General features: G+C 66.1%; 20 protein-coding genes. 12 read left to right on the forward strand and 8 right to left on the reverse strand.

Features of this window, described 5'->3' with window-relative positions:
- Positions 1–33: 33 nt before the first annotated feature.
- Together ppgK and map are read right to left on the reverse strand one after the other, a co-directional pair.
- Positions 34–840: a polyphosphate--glucose phosphotransferase gene (ppgK, locus tag QNO00_RS11785; protein WP_229966960.1), complete on the reverse strand. Its 807-nt coding sequence runs from the start codon at positions 838–840 to the stop codon at positions 34–36.
- Positions 841–881: 41 nt separating this feature from the next.
- Positions 882–1,760: a type I methionyl aminopeptidase gene (gene map, locus QNO00_RS11790; protein WP_229966959.1), complete on the reverse strand. Its 879-nt coding sequence runs from the start codon at positions 1,758–1,760 to the stop codon at positions 882–884.
- 89 nt (positions 1,761–1,849) lie between these two features.
- On the opposite strand from map, the gene QNO00_RS11795 reads away from it, so the two are divergent.
- The gene (locus tag QNO00_RS11795; protein ID WP_229966958.1) at positions 1,850–2,026 is read left to right on the forward strand and encodes an SPOR domain-containing protein; all 177 of its coding nucleotides are present in this window, start codon (positions 1,850–1,852) and stop codon (positions 2,024–2,026) included.
- A 136-nt stretch (positions 2,027–2,162) separates the two neighbouring features.
- On the opposite strand, the gene QNO00_RS11800 is transcribed toward QNO00_RS11795, so the two are convergent.
- Both QNO00_RS11800 and panB read right to left on the reverse strand, forming a co-directional pair.
- Positions 2,163–2,597 carry an NUDIX hydrolase gene (locus QNO00_RS11800; RefSeq protein ID WP_284024632.1) on the reverse strand — a complete coding sequence of 145 codons (435 nt, stop codon included), beginning with the start codon at positions 2,595–2,597 and terminating at the stop codon, positions 2,163–2,165.
- Between the two features lie 287 nt (positions 2,598–2,884).
- Positions 2,885–3,754, reverse strand: coding sequence for a 3-methyl-2-oxobutanoate hydroxymethyltransferase (gene panB / locus QNO00_RS11805; protein WP_229966956.1), 870 nt, complete (start codon positions 3,752–3,754; stop codon positions 2,885–2,887).
- A gap of 254 nt (positions 3,755–4,008) precedes the next feature.
- Between panB and glnA (QNO00_RS11810) the strand changes: the two genes are divergently transcribed.
- The 10 genes from glnA (QNO00_RS11810) to QNO00_RS11855 all read left to right on the forward strand — a co-directional run bounded on the left by glnA (QNO00_RS11810) (position 4,009) and on the right by QNO00_RS11855 (position 14,611).
- Complete coding sequence (gene glnA / locus QNO00_RS11810) at positions 4,009–5,349, forward strand: type I glutamate--ammonia ligase (RefSeq protein ID WP_229966955.1); 1,341 nt, start codon at positions 4,009–4,011, stop codon at positions 5,347–5,349.
- A gap of 53 nt (positions 5,350–5,402) precedes the next feature.
- Positions 5,403–8,420, forward strand: coding sequence for a bifunctional [glutamine synthetase] adenylyltransferase/[glutamine synthetase]-adenylyl-L-tyrosine phosphorylase (locus QNO00_RS11815; RefSeq protein ID WP_284024633.1), 3,018 nt, complete (start codon positions 5,403–5,405; stop codon positions 8,418–8,420).
- Between the two features lie 112 nt (positions 8,421–8,532).
- Positions 8,533–10,002, forward strand: a complete 1,470-nt coding sequence (locus QNO00_RS11820; RefSeq protein WP_502863354.1) for an amino acid ABC transporter substrate-binding protein/permease — start codon at positions 8,533–8,535, stop codon at positions 10,000–10,002.
- Positions 9,999–10,727: an amino acid ABC transporter ATP-binding protein gene (locus QNO00_RS11825; protein ID WP_229966953.1), complete on the forward strand. Its 729-nt coding sequence runs from the start codon at positions 9,999–10,001 to the stop codon at positions 10,725–10,727. Before QNO00_RS11820 ends, QNO00_RS11825 begins: the two co-directional genes overlap by 4 nt.
- A gap of 315 nt (positions 10,728–11,042) precedes the next feature.
- Complete coding sequence (locus tag QNO00_RS11830; protein ID WP_229966952.1) at positions 11,043–11,216, forward strand: hypothetical protein; 174 nt, start codon at positions 11,043–11,045, stop codon at positions 11,214–11,216.
- Between the two features lie 112 nt (positions 11,217–11,328).
- Positions 11,329–12,018 carry a DUF2510 domain-containing protein gene (locus tag QNO00_RS11835; protein WP_284024634.1) on the forward strand — a complete coding sequence of 230 codons (690 nt, stop codon included), beginning with the start codon at positions 11,329–11,331 and terminating at the stop codon, positions 12,016–12,018.
- 282 nt (positions 12,019–12,300) lie between these two features.
- A complete protein-coding gene (locus tag QNO00_RS11840) occupies positions 12,301–12,648 on the forward strand; it encodes a PadR family transcriptional regulator (RefSeq protein ID WP_284024635.1) in 348 nt (115 codons plus the stop codon).
- Between the two features lie 2 nt (positions 12,649–12,650).
- The gene (locus QNO00_RS11845) at positions 12,651–13,013 is read left to right on the forward strand and encodes a DUF1048 domain-containing protein (RefSeq protein ID WP_229966950.1); all 363 of its coding nucleotides are present in this window, start codon (positions 12,651–12,653) and stop codon (positions 13,011–13,013) included.
- A gap of 36 nt (positions 13,014–13,049) precedes the next feature.
- Positions 13,050–13,850 carry an ABC transporter ATP-binding protein gene (locus tag QNO00_RS11850; RefSeq protein ID WP_229966949.1) on the forward strand — a complete coding sequence of 267 codons (801 nt, stop codon included), beginning with the start codon at positions 13,050–13,052 and terminating at the stop codon, positions 13,848–13,850.
- On the forward strand, positions 13,847–14,611 hold the full coding sequence (locus QNO00_RS11855) for an ABC transporter permease (protein ID WP_229966948.1): 765 nt from the start codon (positions 13,847–13,849) through the stop codon (positions 14,609–14,611). The genes QNO00_RS11850 and QNO00_RS11855 overlap by 4 nt, the downstream gene beginning before the upstream one ends.
- Positions 14,612–14,790: 179 nt before the next feature.
- On the opposite strand, the gene glnA (QNO00_RS11860) is transcribed toward QNO00_RS11855, so the two are convergent.
- Positions 14,791–16,215 (reverse strand): type I glutamate--ammonia ligase, encoded by a 1,425-nt coding sequence (glnA, locus tag QNO00_RS11860; RefSeq protein ID WP_229966947.1) that lies wholly within the window; start codon positions 16,213–16,215, stop codon positions 14,791–14,793.
- Between the two features lie 242 nt (positions 16,216–16,457).
- Here glnA (QNO00_RS11860) and QNO00_RS11865 point away from each other — a divergent pair, with 242 nt between their 5' ends.
- Positions 16,458–16,904: an RDD family protein gene (locus QNO00_RS11865; protein WP_229966946.1), complete on the forward strand. Its 447-nt coding sequence runs from the start codon at positions 16,458–16,460 to the stop codon at positions 16,902–16,904.
- 361 nt (positions 16,905–17,265) lie between these two features.
- Here QNO00_RS11865 and QNO00_RS11870 read toward each other — a convergent pair whose 3' ends face one another.
- The 3 genes from QNO00_RS11870 to lipB form a co-directional block, all read right to left on the reverse strand.
- Positions 17,266–18,018 (reverse strand): DUF4191 domain-containing protein, encoded by a 753-nt coding sequence (locus QNO00_RS11870; protein WP_229966945.1) that lies wholly within the window; start codon positions 18,016–18,018, stop codon positions 17,266–17,268.
- Positions 18,019–18,165: 147 nt separating this feature from the next.
- The gene (gene lipA / locus QNO00_RS11875) at positions 18,166–19,170 is read right to left on the reverse strand and encodes a lipoyl synthase (protein WP_284024636.1); all 1,005 of its coding nucleotides are present in this window, start codon (positions 19,168–19,170) and stop codon (positions 18,166–18,168) included.
- On the reverse strand, positions 19,167–19,889 hold the full coding sequence (gene lipB, locus QNO00_RS11880; RefSeq protein ID WP_229966943.1) for a lipoyl(octanoyl) transferase LipB: 723 nt from the start codon (positions 19,887–19,889) through the stop codon (positions 19,167–19,169). The genes lipA and lipB overlap by 4 nt, the downstream gene beginning before the upstream one ends.
- Positions 19,890–19,955: the final 66 nt, after the last annotated feature.

The raw sequence follows: 19,955 nt of genomic DNA on the forward strand, positions 1-19,955 counted from the left end.
CGCTTCCGAGCCGGCCCCCGCGTGGTGCGGGTCCTACTTGATGTAGTTGAAGTGCATGGCCGCCTGCAGGGCAGCGCCGACAATGCCGGCATTGTTCTTGAGGTTGGCGGTGACCAGCGGCGTGCGCAGATTCAGCAGCGGCAGGAAGTCCTCGCTGCGCTTGGAGATGCCGCCGCCGACGACAAAGAGGTCCGGCGAGAACAGGAACTCCACATGGGAGAAGTACCGCTGGAGCCGCGTGGCGTATTCCTCCCAGGTGATCCCGTCGCGTTCCCGGGCGGAGGCGGAGGCCCGGGTCTCGGCGTCGTGCCCGTCAATCTCCAGATGGCCCAGTTCCGCATTGGGGACCAGCATGCCCCTGTAGATCAGGGCCGAGCCAATGCCCGTGCCCAGGGTGATCACCAGGACGGTGCCGTCCACCTCGCGGCCGGCGCCGTAGCGGGCCTCCGCCAGGCCGGCGGCATCGGCGTCATTCATGACCTGAACGTCGCGGCCCAGCGCCTTGGTGAGCAGGGTGTCAACGTCCGTGTCAATCCAGCTCTTATCCACATTGGCTGCGGAGCGGGCAATGCCGTGCTGGATGATGGCCGGGAACGTGACGCCCACCGGAACCTCGGGGCCGGGGCCGTCCGGGCGGGAGGAGAGCTCCGCCACGATCTGGCCGACGACGCCGGCCACTGCTTCGGGCGTCGCGGGCTGCGGGGTGGGAATGCGGAACCGCTCGCCAACCAGCTTGCCCTTGGTCAGGTCGACGATGCCGCCCTTGATGCCGGTGCCACCGATATCAATGCCAATGACCGCGTTGGCGTCGCCGTGCTTACTCTTGTGTTTCTTGGCCATGGTTCTCCAGAAGTAGGTCTGTCTCGGCTGCGTGAACGCTGCTAAGGGAGGGTCAGGATTTCGGCGCCGGTGTCCGTCACGAGCAGGGTGTGCTCAAACTGGGCGGTGCGTTTGCGGTCCTTGGTCAGGACGGTCCAATTGTCGTCCCACATGTCCCACTCGATGGTGCCAAGTGTGAGCATAGGCTCAATGGTAAACACCATTCCCGGTTCAATGAGACGGCTGTAGGCCGGCGCGGCGTCGTAGTGCGGAATGATGAGCCCCGTGTGGAACGCCTCGCCCACACCGTGGCCGGTGAAATCGCGGACCACGCCGTAGCCGAAGCGCTTTGCGTAGGACTCGATGGTGCGGCCGATGACGTTGATCTCGCGGCCCGGCATGACTGCCTTGATGGCCCGGCGCAGGGATTCGGAGGTGCGCTCGACCAGAAGGCGGGACTCTTCGTCCACGTCGCCCACCAGGAACGTCCAATTCGTGTCGCCGTGCACGCCGTTGAGGTAGGCGGTGATGTCGATGTTGATGATGTCGCCGTCGTTCAGCACCGTGGTGTCGGGAATGCCGTGACAGATGACCTCATTGACCGAGGAGCACAGGGACTTGGGAAAGCCGCGGTAGCCCAGGGTTGACGGGTAGGCGTGGTGGTCGAGCAGGAATTCGTGGCCCACACGGTCCAGTTCATCGGTGGTGACGCCGGGAACGATGTGCTTGCCGACCTCCACGATGGCCTGGGCGGCGATCTTGCTGGCGACCCGGATTTTCTCGATGGTCTCGGCGGACTTGACCTCGGAACCGGTGAACGGGGTGGGAGCTTCCTTGCCCACGTATTCCGGACGCGGGATCGACGCGGGAACCGGCAGGCGCGGGCTCACGGTTCCCGGAGCGAGACGGCCAAGGGGTGCAGTGGCAACAGTTTGGGGCATACCATCGATCTTATCGCCGGACGGCCCATGCCGTGGCACGGGGGTGCCCCACCCGGGGTTCGGAAGCATTTTTTGAAGGAGAGCACACCATGGCTGAGTACTGGTTCAATGTCGTCACCCACGAGGTCGAAAAGGGCCCCCAGTCCGACTGGACCAAGCTGCTGGGCCCGTACTCGACTCCCGAGGAAGCAGAACTGGCCCTGCAGAAGGTCCAGCAGCGCAATGAGGCCTGGGACAAGGAAGACGAAGAAAACCGCAACTGGTAGGCAGCGGCACCTGGACGCCTTCGGGGCGCCGAGATGGCAGTAAGTGCATGTCCCAGGGCTGGGACGAGCACTTACTGCCATCTCGCGGAACTGCTATCTCGCGGAACTGCTGAGCCGCGTGCGGTACCGGAACGCATTACGCGTATAGGGCGCCCACCATTGAGCCGAGCCCGCCGGCCAGGACGTGAGCCTGGGACAGCGGCATCCACCAACACTCCCAGCGTTTCGGCCCGCCGCCGTGTTCGGGATCGTCTTCACCGGCTTGCCAGCGTTCACTGAGGGGACGTGCAGCGGTGGTGAGGAGGAAAAAATGGCGGGTGGCTATTTCGAACCGGGCCGGGGAATAGTCGTACGCCGCGGTCCCCAGGTTCCGCACCACTGTCGCACCCAGACCGGTTTCCTCCCGCACTTCCCGAACCGCCGCTGCTGCCGGAGCCTCCCCAAGGCGCACCGTTCCCGCCGGCACCTGGACGCCGGCCACTTCCAACGGAACATCGAGATGGGTGAAAACCAGCAGGTGTTCCTGGCAGACCACATAGCAGACGGCTTTGGTGCTGGTGCTCTTCTCCATCGGATGAGCCTACATTCCGGCTGCGTTCGGCGGCCCGGGGCTGCGCGGGCAGCAACGGTTCAGGTTTCTTGGCCTTTGCGGCGCCTGAGCGCGTGCCGGCGGGGATACGGCGGGTTCGCGCACCAGTTCCCACCCTTTGTGACGCCTGTTACTGGTGGGACCACATTAGTAACAGGAATGCACAGACAGTGGGAACCAGCGCGGCTGAGGCCGAGCCAGGCCCCGCCAGGCGGACCTGCCCGCCGGGAGGCGGACCTTGGAGCGGGAGGCGGAACGCCGATCCGCTCCTAGAAGCTGTGCTCCGGCCCCGGGAACGTGCCGCTGCGCACTTCGTCGGCGTAGGCGCGTGCCGCGGAGGACAGGACCGAGCGGACATCCGCGAACTGCTTGACGAAACGCGGCAGTTTGTCCCCGCGCATTCCGGCCATGTCCTGCCAGACCAGGACCTGCCCGGTGGTGGCGTTGCCGGCGCCGATGCCGATGGTGGGAACGGCGACGGCGGCATCCACCTCGGCGGCGACGTCGGCCGGCACCATTTCCATCAGGACACAGAAGGCTCCCGCTTCGGCCAGGGCGGCGGCGTCGTCGAGCACTGTCCGGCGCGCGTCGCCGCGGCCCTGCACCCGATAGCCGCCCAGGGCATGCTCACTCTGCGGCGTGAAGCCCACATGCGCCATCACCGGAATTCCCGCGGCCACCAGAGCGCTGACGTGCGGCGCGTAAAACGCACCGCCCTCCATCTTGACCGCGTGCACCAGCCCCTCCTTGAGGAGGCGGATGGAGGACTCGACGGCCTGCGCGGGGGAGATCTCATAGGAGCCGAAGGGCAGGTCGCAGACCACCAGGGCGCGGCTCGCTCCGGACGTCACCGAACGTGCGAACACGATCATCTCGTCGAGCGTGATCGGCAGCGTGGTGGCGTGGCCCATGACGTTGTTCGCCGCCGAATCACCCACCAGCAGCACCTCGATGCCGGCCTCGTCGAAGATGGCGGCGGTGTACTGGTCATAGGCGGTGAGCATCGCGAAATGCTGTCCTGAATCCTTGATCTGCTGCAGGTGCGGGATGCGGATCCGGCGCGGTCCGGCGGGCTTCCCGGGGGCAGCGGAGCTGGCAGGTCCGGCAGTGTAGGGGGCGGGGTGTTCGGCGTCGGTCATGCGCCGAGCCTACTAAACAAGCGCGGCGTTGCGGCCCCGGTCCCGCAAGCCGGTACCGCTGACTGTGGCAGCCGGCGGCGGCACGCAGGCACAAGCCGGCGGCGCGTGCAGTGCCGGCCGGCGTAATGCGGTGCCGCGCCAGCCTGCGACGGCGGTAATCCGCCGCGGGATAGGTAGAGTGAAGGAAGGCTTGAAACGCAGGGGCTGCCCGGAAGGATCCGGGTGCGGTCCCACAGTCCAGAAAGAGGGTAGGGATGAACCGCCAGCAGGAATTCGTTTTGCGCACCATCGAAGAGCGAGACGTCCGGTTTGTGCGGTTGTGGTTTACCGATGTTGTGGGCACGCTGAAGTCGGTGGCGCTGGCCCCCGCCGAGGTGGAAGGCGCCTTCGAGGAGGGCCTGGGCTTCGACGGTTCCTCGATCGAGGGCCTGGCCCGCGTTTTCGAGTCCGACATGCTGGCCCAGCCGGACCCCTCCACGTTCCAGATTCTGCCCTGGCGCGGTGACTCCGAGCAGACCTCCCGGATGTTCTGCGACATCCTCACCCCGGACGGCCAGCCCTCCGCGGCCGATCCCCGCAACGTCCTCAAGCGCCAGCTGGCAAAGGCCGCTGACATGGGCTTCACTTGCTACACCCATCCCGAGATCGAGTTCTACCTGCTGAAGTCCGATGAGCTCGGTCCCGACGGAGAGCCCGTCCCCGTGGACCGGGCCGGCTACTTCGACCACGTTCCCGGCGGCGTGGCCCAGGACTTCCGCCGCACGGCGGTCTCCATGCTCGAAGCCGTGGGCATCTCGGTGGAGTTCAGCCACCACGAGGCCGGCCCCGGCCAGAACGAAATTGACCTGCGCTACGCTGATGCGCTGCAGACGGCCGACAACATCATGACGTTCCGCACCGTGGTCAAGGAAGTGGCACTGACCACCAGCTGCTACGCCACGTTCATGCCCAAGCCGTTCTCCGACCACCCCGGTTCCGGCATGCACACGCACCTGTCCCTGTTCGAGGGCGACACCAACGCGTTCTTCGAAGCCGGAGCCGAGTTCCAGCTCTCCCGCACCGCCCGCCAGTTCATTGCCGGCGTGCTGCGCCACGCGCCGGAGTTCACCGCGGTGACGAACCAGTTCGTCAATTCCTACAAGCGGCTCTGGGGCGGCGGCGAAGCCCCGAGCTACGTGTCCTGGGGCCACAACAACCGCTCCGCCCTGGTCCGGGTTCCGCTGTACAAGCCGGGCAAGGGCCAGTCGGCGCGCATCGAATACCGCGGCATCGACTCAGCCGCCAACCCGTACCTGTCCTACGCCGTCCTGCTCGGCGCCGGGCTCAAGGGCATTGAAGAGGGCTACGAGCTGCCCGCCGGCGCAGAGGACGACGTCGAGAGCCTCTCGGCGGCCGAACGCCGCGCCATGGGCCTGGATCCGCTGCCGGCCTCGCTGCACGACGCCGTCCGGGCCATGGAAGAGTCCGAACTGGTGGCCGACATCCTGGGCGAGCAGGTCTTCGAGAACTTCCTGCGCAACAAGCGCGCCGAGTGGAACGAGTACCGCCAGCACGTCACGCAGTTTGAGCTGAAGAAAAACCTGGGCATTCTCTAGCCAACCGCCGGTACTGAGCGTTACGGAGGAATGAAGGATATGGAGGACCTCCTATGAGTCTCACCCGCCGGCTGATTGCCGCAGGCTTCACGGACCTGGAAAAAAGCAGCCGCTTCCTGCAGGCGCCCGAACTCGAGGGGCTGGATGAAGCGGTGCTGTTCACCGGGTTCCTGCAGGCCGCGGACCCGGACCTGGCCCTGCAGTCACTGGTGCGGCTGCTGGACCGGGTGCCCGAGCTGCGCGAGCTGGTCGAAGGCGGCGAAGAGGCAAGCGAAGCCCTCTTCCGGCTGCTGGGCGCCTCCGAGGCGCTGGCCGAATTCCTCATGCGCCACCCCGAGGCTGCCGACAGCCTGCGGGTGCCGCTGCGCGCTGAACCGGCGGAGGTACCGGGAGACATCCTCCGCGCGTCGCTGCTGGAATCGGTCAAGGCCGGCACCGGGGACGCTCCGGTGGCGGGCCTGACGGGGACCGAGGCGTACGTGGCCCTGCGTGCACGGTACCGCAAGCACCTGCTGGACCTGGCCGTGCGCGACCTGGGGGCGGCGTCGCCCGCCGATGTCCTGCCCGCCGTCGGGCGCGAGCTCGCTGACCTGGCCGGCGCCGCCCTGGAGGCCGCGCTGGCGGTCTCCCGCGCGGAACTCGCCGCCAGCTATTCGGCGGAGGACATTTCCCGGGTGCGCCTTGCCGTGATTGCCATGGGCAAGTGCGGAGCCCGGGAGCTGAACTACATTTCCGACGTCGATGTCATCTACGTGATGGAATCCGCCGGGCTCGACGAGACCCTGGCCGCGAAAATCGGCACCGCTCTCGCCGCCGGCATCTCCCGTGCGATCAACGCCTCGGCGCCCGAGCCGGCGCTGTGGGAGGTGGACACCAACCTGCGGCCCGAGGGCAAGGACGGCCCGCTGGTGCGCACCCTGGACTCCCACCTGAGCTACTACACCCGCTGGGCGCACACCTGGGAGTTCCAGGCGCTGCTCAAGGCCCGCGCCGCCGCCGGGGATCCCGACCTGGGCCGGCGCTACGAGGAAGCCGTGGCCCCGCTGATCTGGTCCAGCACCGAACGCGAGGGTTTCGTGGAGTCGGTCCAGGCCATGCGCCGCAGGGTGACCGACAACATTCCCGGCCACGAGGAGGCCCGCCAGCTGAAGCTGGGCAGCGGCGGCCTGCGCGACGTCGAATTCACCGTCCAGCTGCTGCAGCTGGTGCACGGCCGGACCGATGAAACGCTGCGGGTGCGCGCCACGACGGCTGCCATCGCGGCCCTGAGCGAGGGCGGCTACATCGGGCGCAGCGACGCCGTCGACCTCGACGCCGCCTACCGCTACCTGCGCGTCCTGGAGCACCGCATCCAGCTGGTGCACATGCGCCGCACGCACCTGATGCCGGACACCGAACCGGCCCTGCGCGCCCTGGCCAAGGCCGCCAGCGGTTCGCTCGCCGTAGGCCGGCCCACCGCCGAACGGCTGACCGACACCTGGCAGCGCACCAAGCGCCTCGTCCGCCGGCTGCACGAAAGCATCTTCTACCGCCCGCTGCTGAACACCGCCTCCAACCTCAGCGTGGACGAGGTCAAGCTCTCTCCGGCCGCCGCACAGGCCCGGCTCGCAGCGCTGGGCTATGCGGATCCGAAGGGGGCCATGCGGCACATCGAGGCCCTCACCGTCGGGATCAGCCGCCGCGCCGCCCTCCAGCGCCAGCTGCTGCCGGTGCTGCTGGGCTGGCTGGCCGACGGCGTGGACCCCGACGCCGGGCTGCTGGGCTTCCGGCGGCTGAGCGAGTCGCTGGGGGAGACGCACTGGTACCTGGGGATGCTGCGTGATTCCTCGGCCGCGGGGGAGCGGCTGTGCTCCATCCTGTCGTCCAGCCGGTTCATCACGGACCTGCTCGAGGTCTCGCCCGAAGCCACCGCGTGGCTGGCCACCGACAAGGACCTGACCCCGCTGTCGTTTGACGCGCAGTGGCAGGAAATCCGGTCCAAAATGTCCCGCCACCCCGATCCGCGGGCGGCCATGCGGCTGGTCCGCCTGATCCGGCGCCGGGAAATGCTGCGCATCGCGCTCGCCGACAGCGCCGGGCTGCTGACGCAGGAGGAAGTTGGCCGGGCGCTGGCCGACGCCGACCGGGCAGCGGTCCTGGGGGCGCTGCACGTCGCCGAGGGCGAGGTGTTCGCCGGCGAGGAGAGACTCACCGACATGCTGGTGGTGGCCATGGGCCGCCAGGGCGGCCGCGAAATCGGCTACGGGTCCGACGCCGACGTCCTGTACGTCCACCGTGCCGTGCCCGGGGCCGACCCGGGCGCTGCCCAGTCCCAGGCCGAACGCATTGTCGGCCAGCTCTCGGCCCTGCTGCAGCAACCGTGCACGCCGGCGATCCTGGCGGAAAAAGTGCTGGTCCTGGATGCCGGCCTGCGCCCGGAAGGGCGCAACGGTCCGCTGGTGCGCAGCCTGGGCTCCTACCGCGAGTACTACAGCCGCTGGTCGCTGATCTGGGAGGCGCAGGCACTGGTCCGCGCTCGCCCGATGGCCGGCAGCGACGACCTGGCCGAGGACTTCATAGACCTCATCGATCCCATCCGCTACTCAGCCGGCGTGAGCGAAAACGACATCCGCGAGATCCGCCGCATCAAGGCGCGGGTGGAAAATGAACGCCTGCCCCGCGGGGCGGATTCCTCCCGGCAGCTGAAGCTCGGCCGCGGCGCCCTCAGCGACGTCGAGTGGCTGGTGCAGCTGCTGCAGCTTGAGCACGCCGGCACCCATCCGGAACTCCGGACCACCGCCACGCTGCCGGCGCTGGACGCAATCGCGGCTGCCGGCCTGCTGCCCGAGGCGGATACGGCCATCCTGCGGGAGGCCTGGCTGCTCGCCAGCCGGATCCGAAGCGCCAACGTCATCCGCGGCGGACGGAACCCCGATGTGTTGCCTTCCTCACGTCGGGAGCTCGAGGCAGTGGCCCGCTGGTGCGGCTACGGCGCCGGCCAGGGAGGCGTTTTGGAGGAAAACTACCTACGAATCACGCGCCGATCGCGGGCAGTCTTCGAACGCTGGTTCTACGGCTACAACTCCCACTGACCCCGGAGCCGCCAGTCTCCCGGTTAGTTCCTGCGCCGTGCGCTCGGTAGTCTCTATGAGGCATTATCGGCATTTCTGTGCCGTTTCGGAACATCTAGGAGACGTTTTCACCTTGCATACTGGCAAACGGGCCCTCCGGGGCCGGGCTAAGTTCGCCGCGCCCTTCATAGCGGTGACCGCGGCCATCGCACTGCTCCTTGGCGTCCCCGCAACCGGGGCCTTCGCAGCAGATACCACCGGCGGCGTCTCGGGCCAGAACTTCGCCGTCGGCACCGACACCACGTTCGCCCCCTTCGAATTCCGCCAGGACGGCGAACTCGTGGGCATCGACATGGACCTCATCAACGCGATTGCCGAGGAGGAGGGATTCAGCGTCGACATCCGCTCCCTCGGTTTTGACGCGGCCCTGCAGTCCCTGCAGTCCAACCAGGTGGACGGCGTCATCGCGGGCATGTCCATCACCGAGGAACGCCAGAAGGTCTTCGACTTCTCGGACCCCTACTTCGAATCCGGCATCCAGATGGCTGTCGCGGAGACGAACGACGAGGTTTCCAGCTACGAGGACCTGGCCGGCAAGCGCGTGGCGGTCAAGACCGGCACCGAGGGCCAGACCTTCGCAGAATCCATCAAGGACGAGTACGGCTTCAGCGTGGTGGCGTTCGCGCAGTCCGCGCAGATGTACGACGACGTGAAGTCCGGCGGTTCCGTGGCAGTCTTCGACGACTACCCGGTGCTGGCCTACGGCGTCGCTTCCGGCAACGGGCTGAAGACCGTCACGGAGAAGGAAGCCGGTTCCTCCTACGGCTTCGCCGTGAACAAGGGGACCAACCCCGAACTGCTGGAGGCCTTCAATGCCGGCCTGGCCGAGCTGAAGGCCAGCGGTGAATACGACGAGATCATCGACCGCTACCTGGACGCCGGTGCCAAGGATTCCAGCTTCTGGTCGCTGGTCACCGACAACGCCCCGGCCTTCGCCAAGGGCATGGGCCTGACCCTGCTGGCAACCGCCCTGTCGCTGGTCTTCGCCCTGGTGCTAGGTGTGCTCTTCGGCTTCTTCAAGGTTGGCAACAACGTCATCCTGCGCGGCATCGCGACCACCTACGTGGCGATCTTCCGCGGCACTCCGGTGCTGGTCCAGGCGTTCTTCTTCTACTTCGGGCTGCCGCAGCTGATCGGCCAGCCGGTGGACGTGCTGACCGCCGGCGTGCTGACCCTGTCGCTGAACGCGGGCGCCTACATGACCGAAATCGTGCGCGGCGGCATCCAGTCGGTGGATCCGGGCCAGATGGAAGCCTCCCGCAGCCTGGGCTTGGGCTACGGCAAGACCATGCAGAAGGTCATTATTCCGCAGGCCGTGAAGATCATGACGCCGTCCTTCATCAACCAGTTCGTCATCACCCTGAAGGACACCTCACTGCTGGCCGTGATCGGTTTCGCCGAACTCACCTACCAGGCCCAGCAGATCTACGCCGTGAACTTCCGGACCGCCGAGGTGCTGCTGATCGTTGCGGCCCTGTACTTCATCGTCATCACGCTGCTGACCAAGCTGGCGGATGTTCTGGATAAGAGGTTTAACAAGTGAGCAAGATCGTAACCCGCGGACTGCGCAAGTCCTACGGATCCAACGAGGTCCTCAAGGGCCTGGACGTCTCCGTCGCCGAGGGCGAGGTGGTGTGCGTGATCGGCCCGTCCGGTTCGGGCAAGTCCACCTTCCTGCGCTGCCTGAACAAGCTCGAGGACATCACGGCCGGCGAGGTCGAGGTCAACGGCTACAGCCTGACCGACCCGAAGGTGGACCTGAACAAGGTCCGCCAGAACATCGGCATGGTCTTCCAGCACTTCAACCTGTTCCCGCACATGAGCGTGCTGCAGAACGTCATGCTCGCGCCGCTGGAACTGAAGAAGGGTTCCAAGGCAGAGGTCCGCGCGAACGCCCTGCGCCTCCTGGAACAGGTGGGACTGGCCGACAAGGCCGACGCCCGCCCGGCGCAGCTTTCGGGCGGCCAGAAGCAGCGTGTGGCCATTGCGCGGGCGCTGGCCATGGCTCCGGACATCATGCTCTTCGACGAAGCCACCTCCGCGCTTGATCCGGAAATGGTCGGCGAGGTCCTGCAGGTCATCCGCGACCTGGCCAAGGCCGGCATGACCATGGTCGTCGTGACCCACGAGATGGGCTTTGCCCGCGAAGTGGCAGACCGCGTGATCTTCATGGCCGACGGCGTCATCGTGGAAGAGGGCGTGCCGGAGGACCTCTTCTCCCGGCCCGAGCAGCCCCGGCTGCAGGACTTCCTGGCCAAGGTGCTCTAGCTCCGCTTGTGGCAGCGCCGGGACGTCCGGCGCCACCGCGACGACGGCGGCCGTTCCCTCCGGGGGCGGCCGCCGTCGTCGTACTCCGGCCGGTTTGGTGGGTTCCCGCGTGACCAGACCCACGTTGAAGCGGCCAGACCGGGCTCCTAGACTTAATGGTGGCCGGGATTTGTTGGCGGCGCGGCGAAATTCATCCGCCCGCCAGTCCCCGCCTTGGAGCGGACGAGCCGTTGCGCCGTCCGGCACCTCCATCTTCCGGCAATGACGGCGTTCTGCCTCCCGGAAATCTCCACCACAACGATAGGAGTCCCATCCATGCCGAAGCATGCTGCGCAAACCCGGAACCGTACCGGATCTTCCCTGACCGCCCAGATCACCGCTATCGCTGTTGGCTGCGTCCTCGTGGCCGGCGGGGTGTCGGCCGCCGAAATCAGCATTTTGAACAACGCGCGTGTCGATGCTTCCGTCAGCGCTGAGCTGGTGTCCTAACGAAGCGACCGGACTGCCCGCCGTTCCTGGCCGGGTTTCTGCCAGGAATCGGCTACCGTAAGAAATGTGGGCCGTACGAGCCCGGCGCCGCTATCCAATCCAGGAGAACCCCATGACATCGCCACTGCCCGGCTGGTACCAGGATCCGCTGAACCCGGACCAGCTGAAATGGTGGGATGGCCAGCAGTGGAGTGCTCACACCATGCCGCTGCCGGCGGCCGACACTGCCGACTCCTTCAGCCCGGTGCAGCCCGCAGCGCCCACGGCCCGGGAGGACCAATCCCCGGAGGCATTCGACGTCCCGGCCGCCGCCGAGGACGTGCCGTCTTATCCCGGCAGCCAGGGATATCCCGGCGGCCAGCAGCAGGCTTTTCCGCCCTATTCCGGCTATCCGGGGCAGCAGCCGGGCCATCCGGGGCAGGCCCAGGGCTATACGGACCAGGCCGGGCATGTTGGCTACCAGAACTACCAGCAGGGGTACGCCGGCTCCCGGCCCGCATACTCCGGCTACCCCGGATATCAGGGCTTTCCCGGCTATCCTGCGCGGACCCGCAGCAATCCTGTCGCCCTGACCGGCTTCATCCTGGGAATCGTATCCCTCTTCCTGTTCTTCATTCCGTTCGTGGGCACCGCCGTGGGTCTTGCCGCGGGAGCCTTTTCCGCCATCGGGCTGTCGAACCAGAGCGATCGGGCACCGATGTACAAGGTCTTCGGGGTCATCGGCCTGGTGCTGGGCATCATCTTCACGCTTTTGTCGGTCCTGGTCCTTTTCGTGTTCCTCTCCAGTTCCCTTTATTACTAGGGATTCCTGGCCGACAATCCGGCGGCAATCCGTTTGGCGAGCATCTGCTTGCCACCTGTGGTTTTATGGCCGTGGGCCCGGGCGAAACGGGACGGCTCATCTTTTAGCCAGTACCGCTGAAGAGATTCAGCTCCGGTGGTACCGGCGGTTAACGGCGGCCGTTCGGTCCCCGGAGTCTTTCCGCAGCGATAATATTTCCCACCCTCCACCTCTTGTGCCCGCAGTAGCTAGTGTTACTATTTAGCAGTAGTCAGTAATGCCAAGTAGTGCGGAGGAGCCTTAGTGGGCAAGCAGATGACCGAGATGCTCAAGGGCACTCTTGAGGGCATCGTCCTGGCGATCCTGGCCGTGCGGCCGGCGTACGGCTACGAGATCACGGCCCGGCTGCGCGAGCAGGGTTTCTCGGACATCGTCGAGGGCACGGTCTACGCGCTGCTGGTTCGAATCGAGAGACGCGGCCTCGTGGATGTCGAAAAGGTCCCCTCGGAAAAGGGCCCGCCCCGCAAGGTTTATTCGCTCAACGCCCTGGGCGGAGAGTACCTCGAGGAGTTTTGGGGTTCGTGGGGATTCCTCGCAGAACGGATCGAACAGCTCCGCCGCCGGATCAACAACCCGCAGCAAGGAGAGTAGCCATGGCCGCAAAATGGATCGAGCAGGTGACCGGCTCGTTCGAGGACAAGAAGCGCTGGCGACAGTACAAGGCCCGCAAGGAAGAGCTCCCCGCCAACTACCGCACGGCGGTCGAGGGACTTGAACGGTACTTCATGTACGCCCGGCCGATCGCCAACGGCAGGATCCTGGTCCAGATGCACGATGACCTCGCGGACCTGTTTGAACGAGCCGCTGCCGATGAGACACCAATCCGCGACATCGTCGGGAATGATCCGGTGGAATTTGCTGACACCTTTATCCAGAACTACGCGGACGGCCAGTGGATCAACAAGGAGCGAAAGCGCCTGAACGACGCGATAGAGCAGGCCGCCCGCGAGCCGTAACCGAGCACAACCCGAGCCGGAACCGGAGAACCGGACATGACCACCTACCAATCACCTGGCACCGCCATACGGGTCCAGGGAATCCAGAAGTCATTCAAGGACCTGCACGTACTGCGGGGGGTCACCTTCGATGTGGGCCGGGGGAGCATCTTTGCGCTGCTCGGCTCGAACGGTGCAGGCAAGACCACGCTGGTGCGGATACTGGCGACAACATTGACGGCCGACGCCGGCAGTGCCACGGTCTGCGGCTTCGACGTCGCCGCCAAACCCGGCGGCGTCCGCGGGTCGATCAGCCTGACCGGCCAGTTCGCGGCAATCGATGACGTGCTGACAGGCAGGGAGAACCTTGTCCTTATCGCCAAGCTGCGCCAGCTGAAGAAACCCGGCAAGATTGCCGACGACCTGCTCGCCCGGTTCTCGCTGAGCGATGCCGGAAATCGCAGGGCTTCGACCTACTCGGGCGGCATGCGCCGGCGGCTGGACATTGCGATGAGCCTCATCGGCCATCCGCCGGTCGTCTTCCTGGACGAGCCGACCACCGGCCTCGACCCCCAGGCACGCATCGAGGTGTGGCAGACCATCAGGCAACTCGCCGACAACGGCACCACGGTGCTGCTCACGACACAGCATCTCGACGAGGCGGAGCATCTCGCCGACCGGATCGCGATCCTCCACAGGGGCACGATCATTCAGAACGGCACCCTCGCTGAACTCAAGCAGCTCCTTCCACCCGCCAAGGTCGAGTACATCGAGAAGAGGCCCTCCCTGGAGGACGTCTTCCTCAGCCTCGTCGGGGGCAGCGACGGCCCGGTTTCTTCGGGAGAGGACCTGAGATGACCACGCACACGCTCGGCAACACACGTGTCCTGACCGGACGGTCGCTGCGCCACATCCAGCGCAGCCCCGACACGATCATCACCACCGCCGTTACGCCCGTCGCCCTGATGCTCCTGTTTGTCTACGTCTTCGGCGGCGCGATAAACACCGGATCCGACGAGTCCTACGTGAACTACATGCTTCCCGGCATCCTGCTGATTACCATCGCGTCCGGCGTCGCCTACACCGCCTACCGGCTGTTCCTTGACCTGCAGGGCGGCATCTTCGAACGCTTTCAGTCAATGCCCATCGCGAGGTCGAGCGTGCTCTGGGCGCACGTCTTCACCTCCCTGGCGGCGAACCTGATCTCCATCGCGGCGGTCACCGGCGTCGCGCTGATCCTGGGGTTCCGCAGCGGAGCCTCAGCGGCTGCGTGGCTCGCCGTCCTGGGAATCCTGCTCCTGTTTACCCTGGCGCTGACCTGGATCGCTGTGCTTGCCGGGCTCTCGGCCAAGACTGTCGACGGCGCGAGCGCGTTCAGCTACCCGCTGATCTTCCTGCCGTTCATCAGCTCGGCCTTCGTTCCCACCGGCACCATGCCCGGCCCGGTGGCCTGGTTTGCCGAGAACCAGCCCGTGACATCCATCGTGGACACCATCCGGGCCCTGTTCGCGCAGCAGCCCGTCGGCAGCGACATCTGGATAGCCCTCGGCTGGCTCGCCGGTATCCTCGCTCTGGGCTACGCCTTGGCGACTGCCAAGTACCGCAGCAAAATCACCTGACCCCGAACCCAGCCCCGAAATGGCACAAAGTGCTCGTCTGAGCGCTGAGAAGAGCACTTTCTGCCATCTCGGGGGTGGGGCGAAACAAAAAAAGAGTCCGCACGTGCAGCCGTCACCGAAGTGCCGGCCGCTCGTGCGGACTCCCTGCGGACTGAACCCGGTTCAGCCGCGGATGCTAATTAGCAGCCGTAGTACAGCTCGAACTCGTACGGGTTCGGGCGCAGCAGGAGCGGCTTGATCTCGTATTCGCGCTTGTACTCGATCCAGGTGTCAATCAGGTCCTGGGTGAAGACACCGCCGGCCTGGAGGAACTCGTTGTCGTTCTCCAGGGCCTCCAGTGCTTCTTCCAGGGAGCCCGGTGCCAGCTGGATGCCGCGGGCCTCTTCCGGCGGAAGCTCGTAGAGGTCCTTGTCGATCGGGTCCGCCGGCTCGATGCGGTTCTTGATGCCGTCCAGGCCGGCCATCAGCTGGGCCGAGAACGCCAGGTACGGGTTCGAGGAGGCATCCGGGGCGCGGAACTCAATGCGCTTGGCCTTCGGGTTCGAGCCCGTGATCGGGATGCGGATACCGGCCGAGCGGTTGCCCTGCGAGTAGACCATGTTCACGGGAGCTTCAAAGCCCTTGACCAGGCGGCGGTAGGAGTTCACCGTCGGGTTGGTGAAGGCCAGGACGGCGGAAGCGTGCTTGAGCAGGCCGCCGATGTACCAGCGTGCGACGTCGGACAGGCCGGCGTAGCCCTTCTCGTCGTAGAACAGGGGAGTGCCGCCGTTCCAGAGCGACTGGTGGCAGTGCATGCCCGAACCGTTGTCGCCGAAGATGGGCTTGGGCATGAAGGTTGCGGACTTGCCCCAGGCATCCGAGGTGTTCTTGACGATGTACTTGAACTTCAGCAGATCATCGGCAGCATGCGTCAGGGTGGTGAACTTGTAGTTGATCTCTGCCTGGCCGGCGCCGCCGACCTCGTGGTGGGCGCGCTCAACCTCAAGGCCGGCGTTGTCCAGCTCGACGCAGATGGCGTCGCGGAGGTCGGCCTGCTTGTCCACGGGAGCTACGGGGAAGTAGCCGCCCTTGAACGGCGTCTTGTTGCCGAGGTTTCCGCCTTCTTCTTCGCGGCCGCTGTTCCAGGGCGCCTCAATCGAGTCGACCTTGTAGAAGCTGCCCTGCGGGGAAGACTCGTACTGGACGTTGTCGAAGATGAAGAACTCGGCCTCGGACGCGAAGTACGCGGTGTCGGCAATGCCGGTGGAGGAGAGGTAAGCCTCGGCACGCTCGGCCACGCCGCGCGGGTCGCGGTGGTACGGCTCGCCCGTGCGGGGGTTGACGATGGAGAAGTTCAGCGCCAGGGTCTTTTCGATGCGGAACGGATCCAGGAACGCCGTGGTGACGTCCGGGATCAGCTGCATGTCGGATTCGGCGATGCCCTGGAATCCGCGGATGGAAGAACCGTCGAAGAGCTGGCCATTGATGAAGAACTCTGCATCGACGGATTTTGCCGGCACGTTGAAGTGCTGCTGCACTCCGGGGAGGTCGGTGAATCGGACGTCGACGAACTTGATATCTTCGTCAGCGATGAACTTGAGGACTTCGTCCGCAGTTTTGAACATCGGTATTTTGCTCCTTTTACACATTTGGGTGGATGACTCCGGGCTGCCCGGCCTGCCCACGGACGGAACTTGCTTCCCTGTCAACTTCTTAGAACTGTAGGGGGAGCAAATTTCTCGGCCGTGACGGCCGTGTTTCAGGCAAGTAACGCTAGCCGAAGTCTCCTTACTACCCTAGCGTGAACCGGCCTCAGGGAGCATTCGCGGGGGCCGGGCGCTTCACCGGGGCCGGGTAGTCTTAAGTCGTGGTTGATAGAAGAGACATAGGTTCGTGGCTGGAAGGCCCTCCCTCCGACGAAAGCTCCTGGCCCGGCAAGCGCCTCGGCAGGCCCAAGACGGGACCCGGCAGCATCGGCCGGGTCGGCCCGCGGCTCGGGGCAATCCTCATTGACTGGGCCATCGCCTCGGTGATCTCCTACGCCTTCTTCGGCGGCTCCTCGACAGCAACGCTCGTCATCTTCGCCGTGGAACAGCTGGTCCTCGTGGCGTTGCTGGGCTACGGCATCGGGCACCGCGTGTTCAGCCTGCAGGTCCAGAAGCTCGACGGCACACCGGCAGGCCCGTTGGCGGCCCTGGTCCGGACCCTGCTGCTCTGCGTCGTGATTCCCGCCGTCGTGTTCGACGCCGACCAGCGAGGCCTCCACGACCGCGCGATGGGCACGGTCCTCGTCAAGGTCCAGCACAAGCGCTAAGGACGACGACGGCGGCCGCTCCACTCCGAGCGCCGCCGCGCACCGGTTCCCACCCGGTGTTGCCTGCTGGGGCCGGTGGAACCCCAGGAGGGCCCACGCGCCACAGCGGGTGGGACTGTGCAGCCGAAAGCCTCCCGCCCGTCCGATGTACAGCTAACGGGCTTATACCGGCCTCCCGCCCCGTCCGTTGTACAGCAAACAGGCCTATCCCGAGCTGAAAAGCCCGTCATCCGTACGACGAACGCACGAACGTACGCCGGACGCACCACCCTTGCTCGAAGCAATCCCGTCGAGCCCGCAACGCAAAAAGGGGCCCTTCCGAAGAAGAGCCCCTCTTTGCGTTGTGAGGTATCTGTCCTGCTTAGCGTCCGCGCGAAGCCTTGCGGTCCGGGCGCGCCTTGTACGGGTCGATGCCCTTGGGAATCGGCAGCCGGGTGCCCAGGGCGGCCAGGCGCTTGTTGACTGCCTGGACCTCCTGCTTGGTCAGCGACTTGGGCAGCTTCTTGGCTTTCTTGGCCACCTGGGAGAGCGGGGTCAGGTTCTCGCCGCGTCCGGTCTGGATGATGTGTACCGGAACGTTCGGCGCGATGCGGTTCATGCGGCGGCGTTCGCCGTCGGCCAGGGCCTTGGCGCGGCCGGGGGCCCCCTCGGTCACCAGGACAATGCCCGGGCGTCCGATGGCGCGGAACACGGCTTCCTGGCTGCGCGGGTTGATGGCGACCGGCTGCTCTTCCAGGATCCAGCCGCGGCGCAGGATGCTCAGCGCGGCGCCGGAGGCACCGGCCTGGCCCTCGATCTGGGTGAAGGCGGCGCGTTCGGCGCGGCGGGACAGGATGAAGACGGCAGCAAGCAGTCCCAGCGGAACCGCGATGATGAGCATCGTGATCCAGTTGTCGATCAGCAGGCCGATGATCAGCCCGACGGCGATGATGCCCAGGAACGCGCCCAGCATCACCCAAATCAGGTTCGGATCGTTGCGCCGCGTCATCTTGAAGACGTCGGCGATCTGCTTCATGCGGCCCGGGCCTTTTTTCTTCTTCTCCGCCTTGGGCTTGCGGGAGAAGAGGCCGCTGCGGGCGCTCTTGGGTGCGTCGGAATCTGTGCTTTTGGCCATAGTGGTTCAATTCTACGTGATCGGAGCGCGGTATCCGTGCGGCCCGGACGTCGGCAAACCGGAAGTTCCGGCTTTCCGTGCGCCGGGTTCGCGACAGGCGTACATCTGTCCGCCCGCCCCGTCTGCAGCGGGCCGGGCGGGAGCGAGTCAGCGGCGGGCGAGAATGGAGGACGCCTCCTGGAGCGTGGTGCCCGAATCCTCGATGTGTGCCAGCCGGGGCGGGAGCTCCAGGCCCTTCCTGCGCATCGCTCCCGCCCAGAGCCGGCCGGCCCGGTAGGAGGAGCGCACCAGCGGCCCGCTCATCACGCCGAGGAAACCCAAGGCGGTGGCCTCTTCGCTCAGCTCCACGAACTCCTGCGGCTTGACCCAGCGGTCCACCGGCAGGTGCCGGTCGCTGGGACGCAGGTACTGGGTGATGGTGAGCAGGTCGCAGCCGGCGTCGTGCAGGTCCCGCAGCGCACCCGAGATCTCCTCACGGGTCTCGCCCATGCCCAGAATCAGGTTGGACTTGGTGACCATGCCCAGTTTTTGTCCCTGCGTGATGACGTCCAGGGACCGTTCGTAGCGGAAGGCCGGCCGGATCCGCTTGAACAGCCGCGGAACGGTCTCGACGTTGTGCGCAAAGACTTCCGGCCGGGCCTCGCAGATCGCCTCGATGTGCGCGGGGTTGCCGGAGAAGTCGGGGATCAGGATTTCGACGCCGGTGCCCGGGTTCAGCTCGTGGATCTTGCGGATGGTCTCGGCGTAGAGCCAGACGCCTTCGTCCTCCAGATCGTCGCGGGCGACGCCGGTGACCGTGGCGTAGCGCAGGTTCATCTTCTGGACCGAGCGGGCCACCTTCGTCGGTTCGAAGATGTCGACGGCGGAGGGCTTACCGGTGTCGATCTGGCAGAAGTCGCAGCGGCGGGTGCAGGCGGAGCCGCCAATCAGGAAGGTGGCCTCCTTGTCTTCCCAGCATTCGAAAATGTTCGGACAGCCGGCCTCCTCGCAGACGGTGTGCAGGCCCTCCTTCTGCACCTGGTCCTTCAACTGGACGTATTCGGGGCCGATGGACACCTTCGCCCGAATCCAGTCAGGCTTGCGTTCCACGGGAACGGCCACATTCCGCTGTTCAATGCGCAGCAGGCGGCGGCCTTCGGGTGCAAGGGTCATAGCATGGCTCCTTTCGGCCGGCCGGCTGCGGTTGCGCCGGTTTCCGGAGTTGCGGTGTCCGTGGTCCCAACGGGATGTTCGCGGACGAGGTGGTCCCGGCGGCGGAGAAGTTCTTCTTCCACGCGGGCCACCAGGTCGGTCGGAGTGACCGTGCGGCCGGTCTCGGCCGAAAGCGTGGTGGTGCCGGCGTCGGCGATTCCGCAGGCGACAATCTGGCCGTAGGGAGCCAGATCGTTGCTGCAGTTGAGCGCGAACCCGTGCATGGTGACGCCGTGGTCCACCCTGATGCCGATGGCAGCAATCTTGCGGTCACTGCCGCCGCCGCGCACCCACACGCCGGAGCGGCCCGCCACCCGTTCGCCGGCAACGCCGTAGTCCGCCAGCACACTGATCAGCGCAGCTTCGAGCGTGTCCACATAGTTGGCGACCTTGCTGGGATCGGGCAGCCGAAGGATGGGATAGCCAACCAGCTGGCCCGGGCCGTGCCAGGTCAGCTTTCCGCCGCGGTCCACCGGTATCACCGGAGTTCCGTCAAACGGACGCTCGTGGTCCTCCGTGCGCCGGCCCGCGGTGTAGACCGGGGAATGCTCCAGCAACAGCACGGTGTCGGGGGCTGTGCCGGCCCGGACCCGCTCGTGCAGTGCGCGCTGCCGGTCCCAGCCGTCGCGGTATTCCACATAGTGCGGGGCGAGACCGATGCGCAGGAACTCCAAAGTCATGGGGCCAGCCTAGACTGCCGGAGCGCAAGTTCCGACTGTGGTTTGGCTCACACCGCCTCAGGAGTC

Source organism: Arthrobacter sp. zg-Y1219 (assembly GCF_030125545.1).
Classification (GTDB): Bacteria; Actinomycetota; Actinomycetes; order Actinomycetales; family Micrococcaceae; genus Arthrobacter_B.

What these genes read in the sequence shown, in the direction of transcription:
- ppgK (WP_229966960.1), bottom strand. Translation starts at nt 840, where the DNA reads ATGGCCAAGAAACACAAGAGTAAGCACGGCGACGCCAACGCGGTCATT.
- map (WP_229966959.1), bottom strand. Translation starts at nt 1,760, where the DNA reads ATGCCCCAAACTGTTGCCACTGCACCCCTTGGCCGTCTCGCTCCGGGA.
- QNO00_RS11795 (WP_229966958.1), top strand. Translation starts at nt 1,850, where the DNA reads ATGGCTGAGTACTGGTTCAATGTCGTCACCCACGAGGTCGAAAAGGGC.
- QNO00_RS11800 (WP_284024632.1), bottom strand. Translation starts at nt 2,597, where the DNA reads ATGGAGAAGAGCACCAGCACCAAAGCCGTCTGCTATGTGGTCTGCCAG.
- panB (WP_229966956.1), bottom strand. Translation starts at nt 3,754, where the DNA reads ATGACCGACGCCGAACACCCCGCCCCCTACACTGCCGGACCTGCCAGC.
- glnA (WP_229966955.1), top strand. Translation starts at nt 4,009, where the DNA reads ATGAACCGCCAGCAGGAATTCGTTTTGCGCACCATCGAAGAGCGAGAC.
- QNO00_RS11815 (WP_284024633.1), top strand. Translation starts at nt 5,403, where the DNA reads ATGAGTCTCACCCGCCGGCTGATTGCCGCAGGCTTCACGGACCTGGAA.
- QNO00_RS11830 (WP_229966952.1), top strand. Translation starts at nt 11,043, where the DNA reads ATGCCGAAGCATGCTGCGCAAACCCGGAACCGTACCGGATCTTCCCTG.
- QNO00_RS11835 (WP_284024634.1), top strand. Translation starts at nt 11,329, where the DNA reads ATGACATCGCCACTGCCCGGCTGGTACCAGGATCCGCTGAACCCGGAC.
- QNO00_RS11845 (WP_229966950.1), top strand. Translation starts at nt 12,651, where the DNA reads ATGGCCGCAAAATGGATCGAGCAGGTGACCGGCTCGTTCGAGGACAAG.
- QNO00_RS11850 (WP_229966949.1), top strand. Translation starts at nt 13,050, where the DNA reads ATGACCACCTACCAATCACCTGGCACCGCCATACGGGTCCAGGGAATC.
- QNO00_RS11855 (WP_229966948.1), top strand. Translation starts at nt 13,847, where the DNA reads ATGACCACGCACACGCTCGGCAACACACGTGTCCTGACCGGACGGTCG.
- glnA (WP_229966947.1), bottom strand. Translation starts at nt 16,215, where the DNA reads ATGTTCAAAACTGCGGACGAAGTCCTCAAGTTCATCGCTGACGAAGAT.
- QNO00_RS11870 (WP_229966945.1), bottom strand. Translation starts at nt 18,018, where the DNA reads ATGGCCAAAAGCACAGATTCCGACGCACCCAAGAGCGCCCGCAGCGGC.
- lipA (WP_284024636.1), bottom strand. Translation starts at nt 19,170, where the DNA reads ATGACCCTTGCACCCGAAGGCCGCCGCCTGCTGCGCATTGAACAGCGG.
- lipB (WP_229966943.1), bottom strand. Translation starts at nt 19,889, where the DNA reads ATGACTTTGGAGTTCCTGCGCATCGGTCTCGCCCCGCACTATGTGGAA.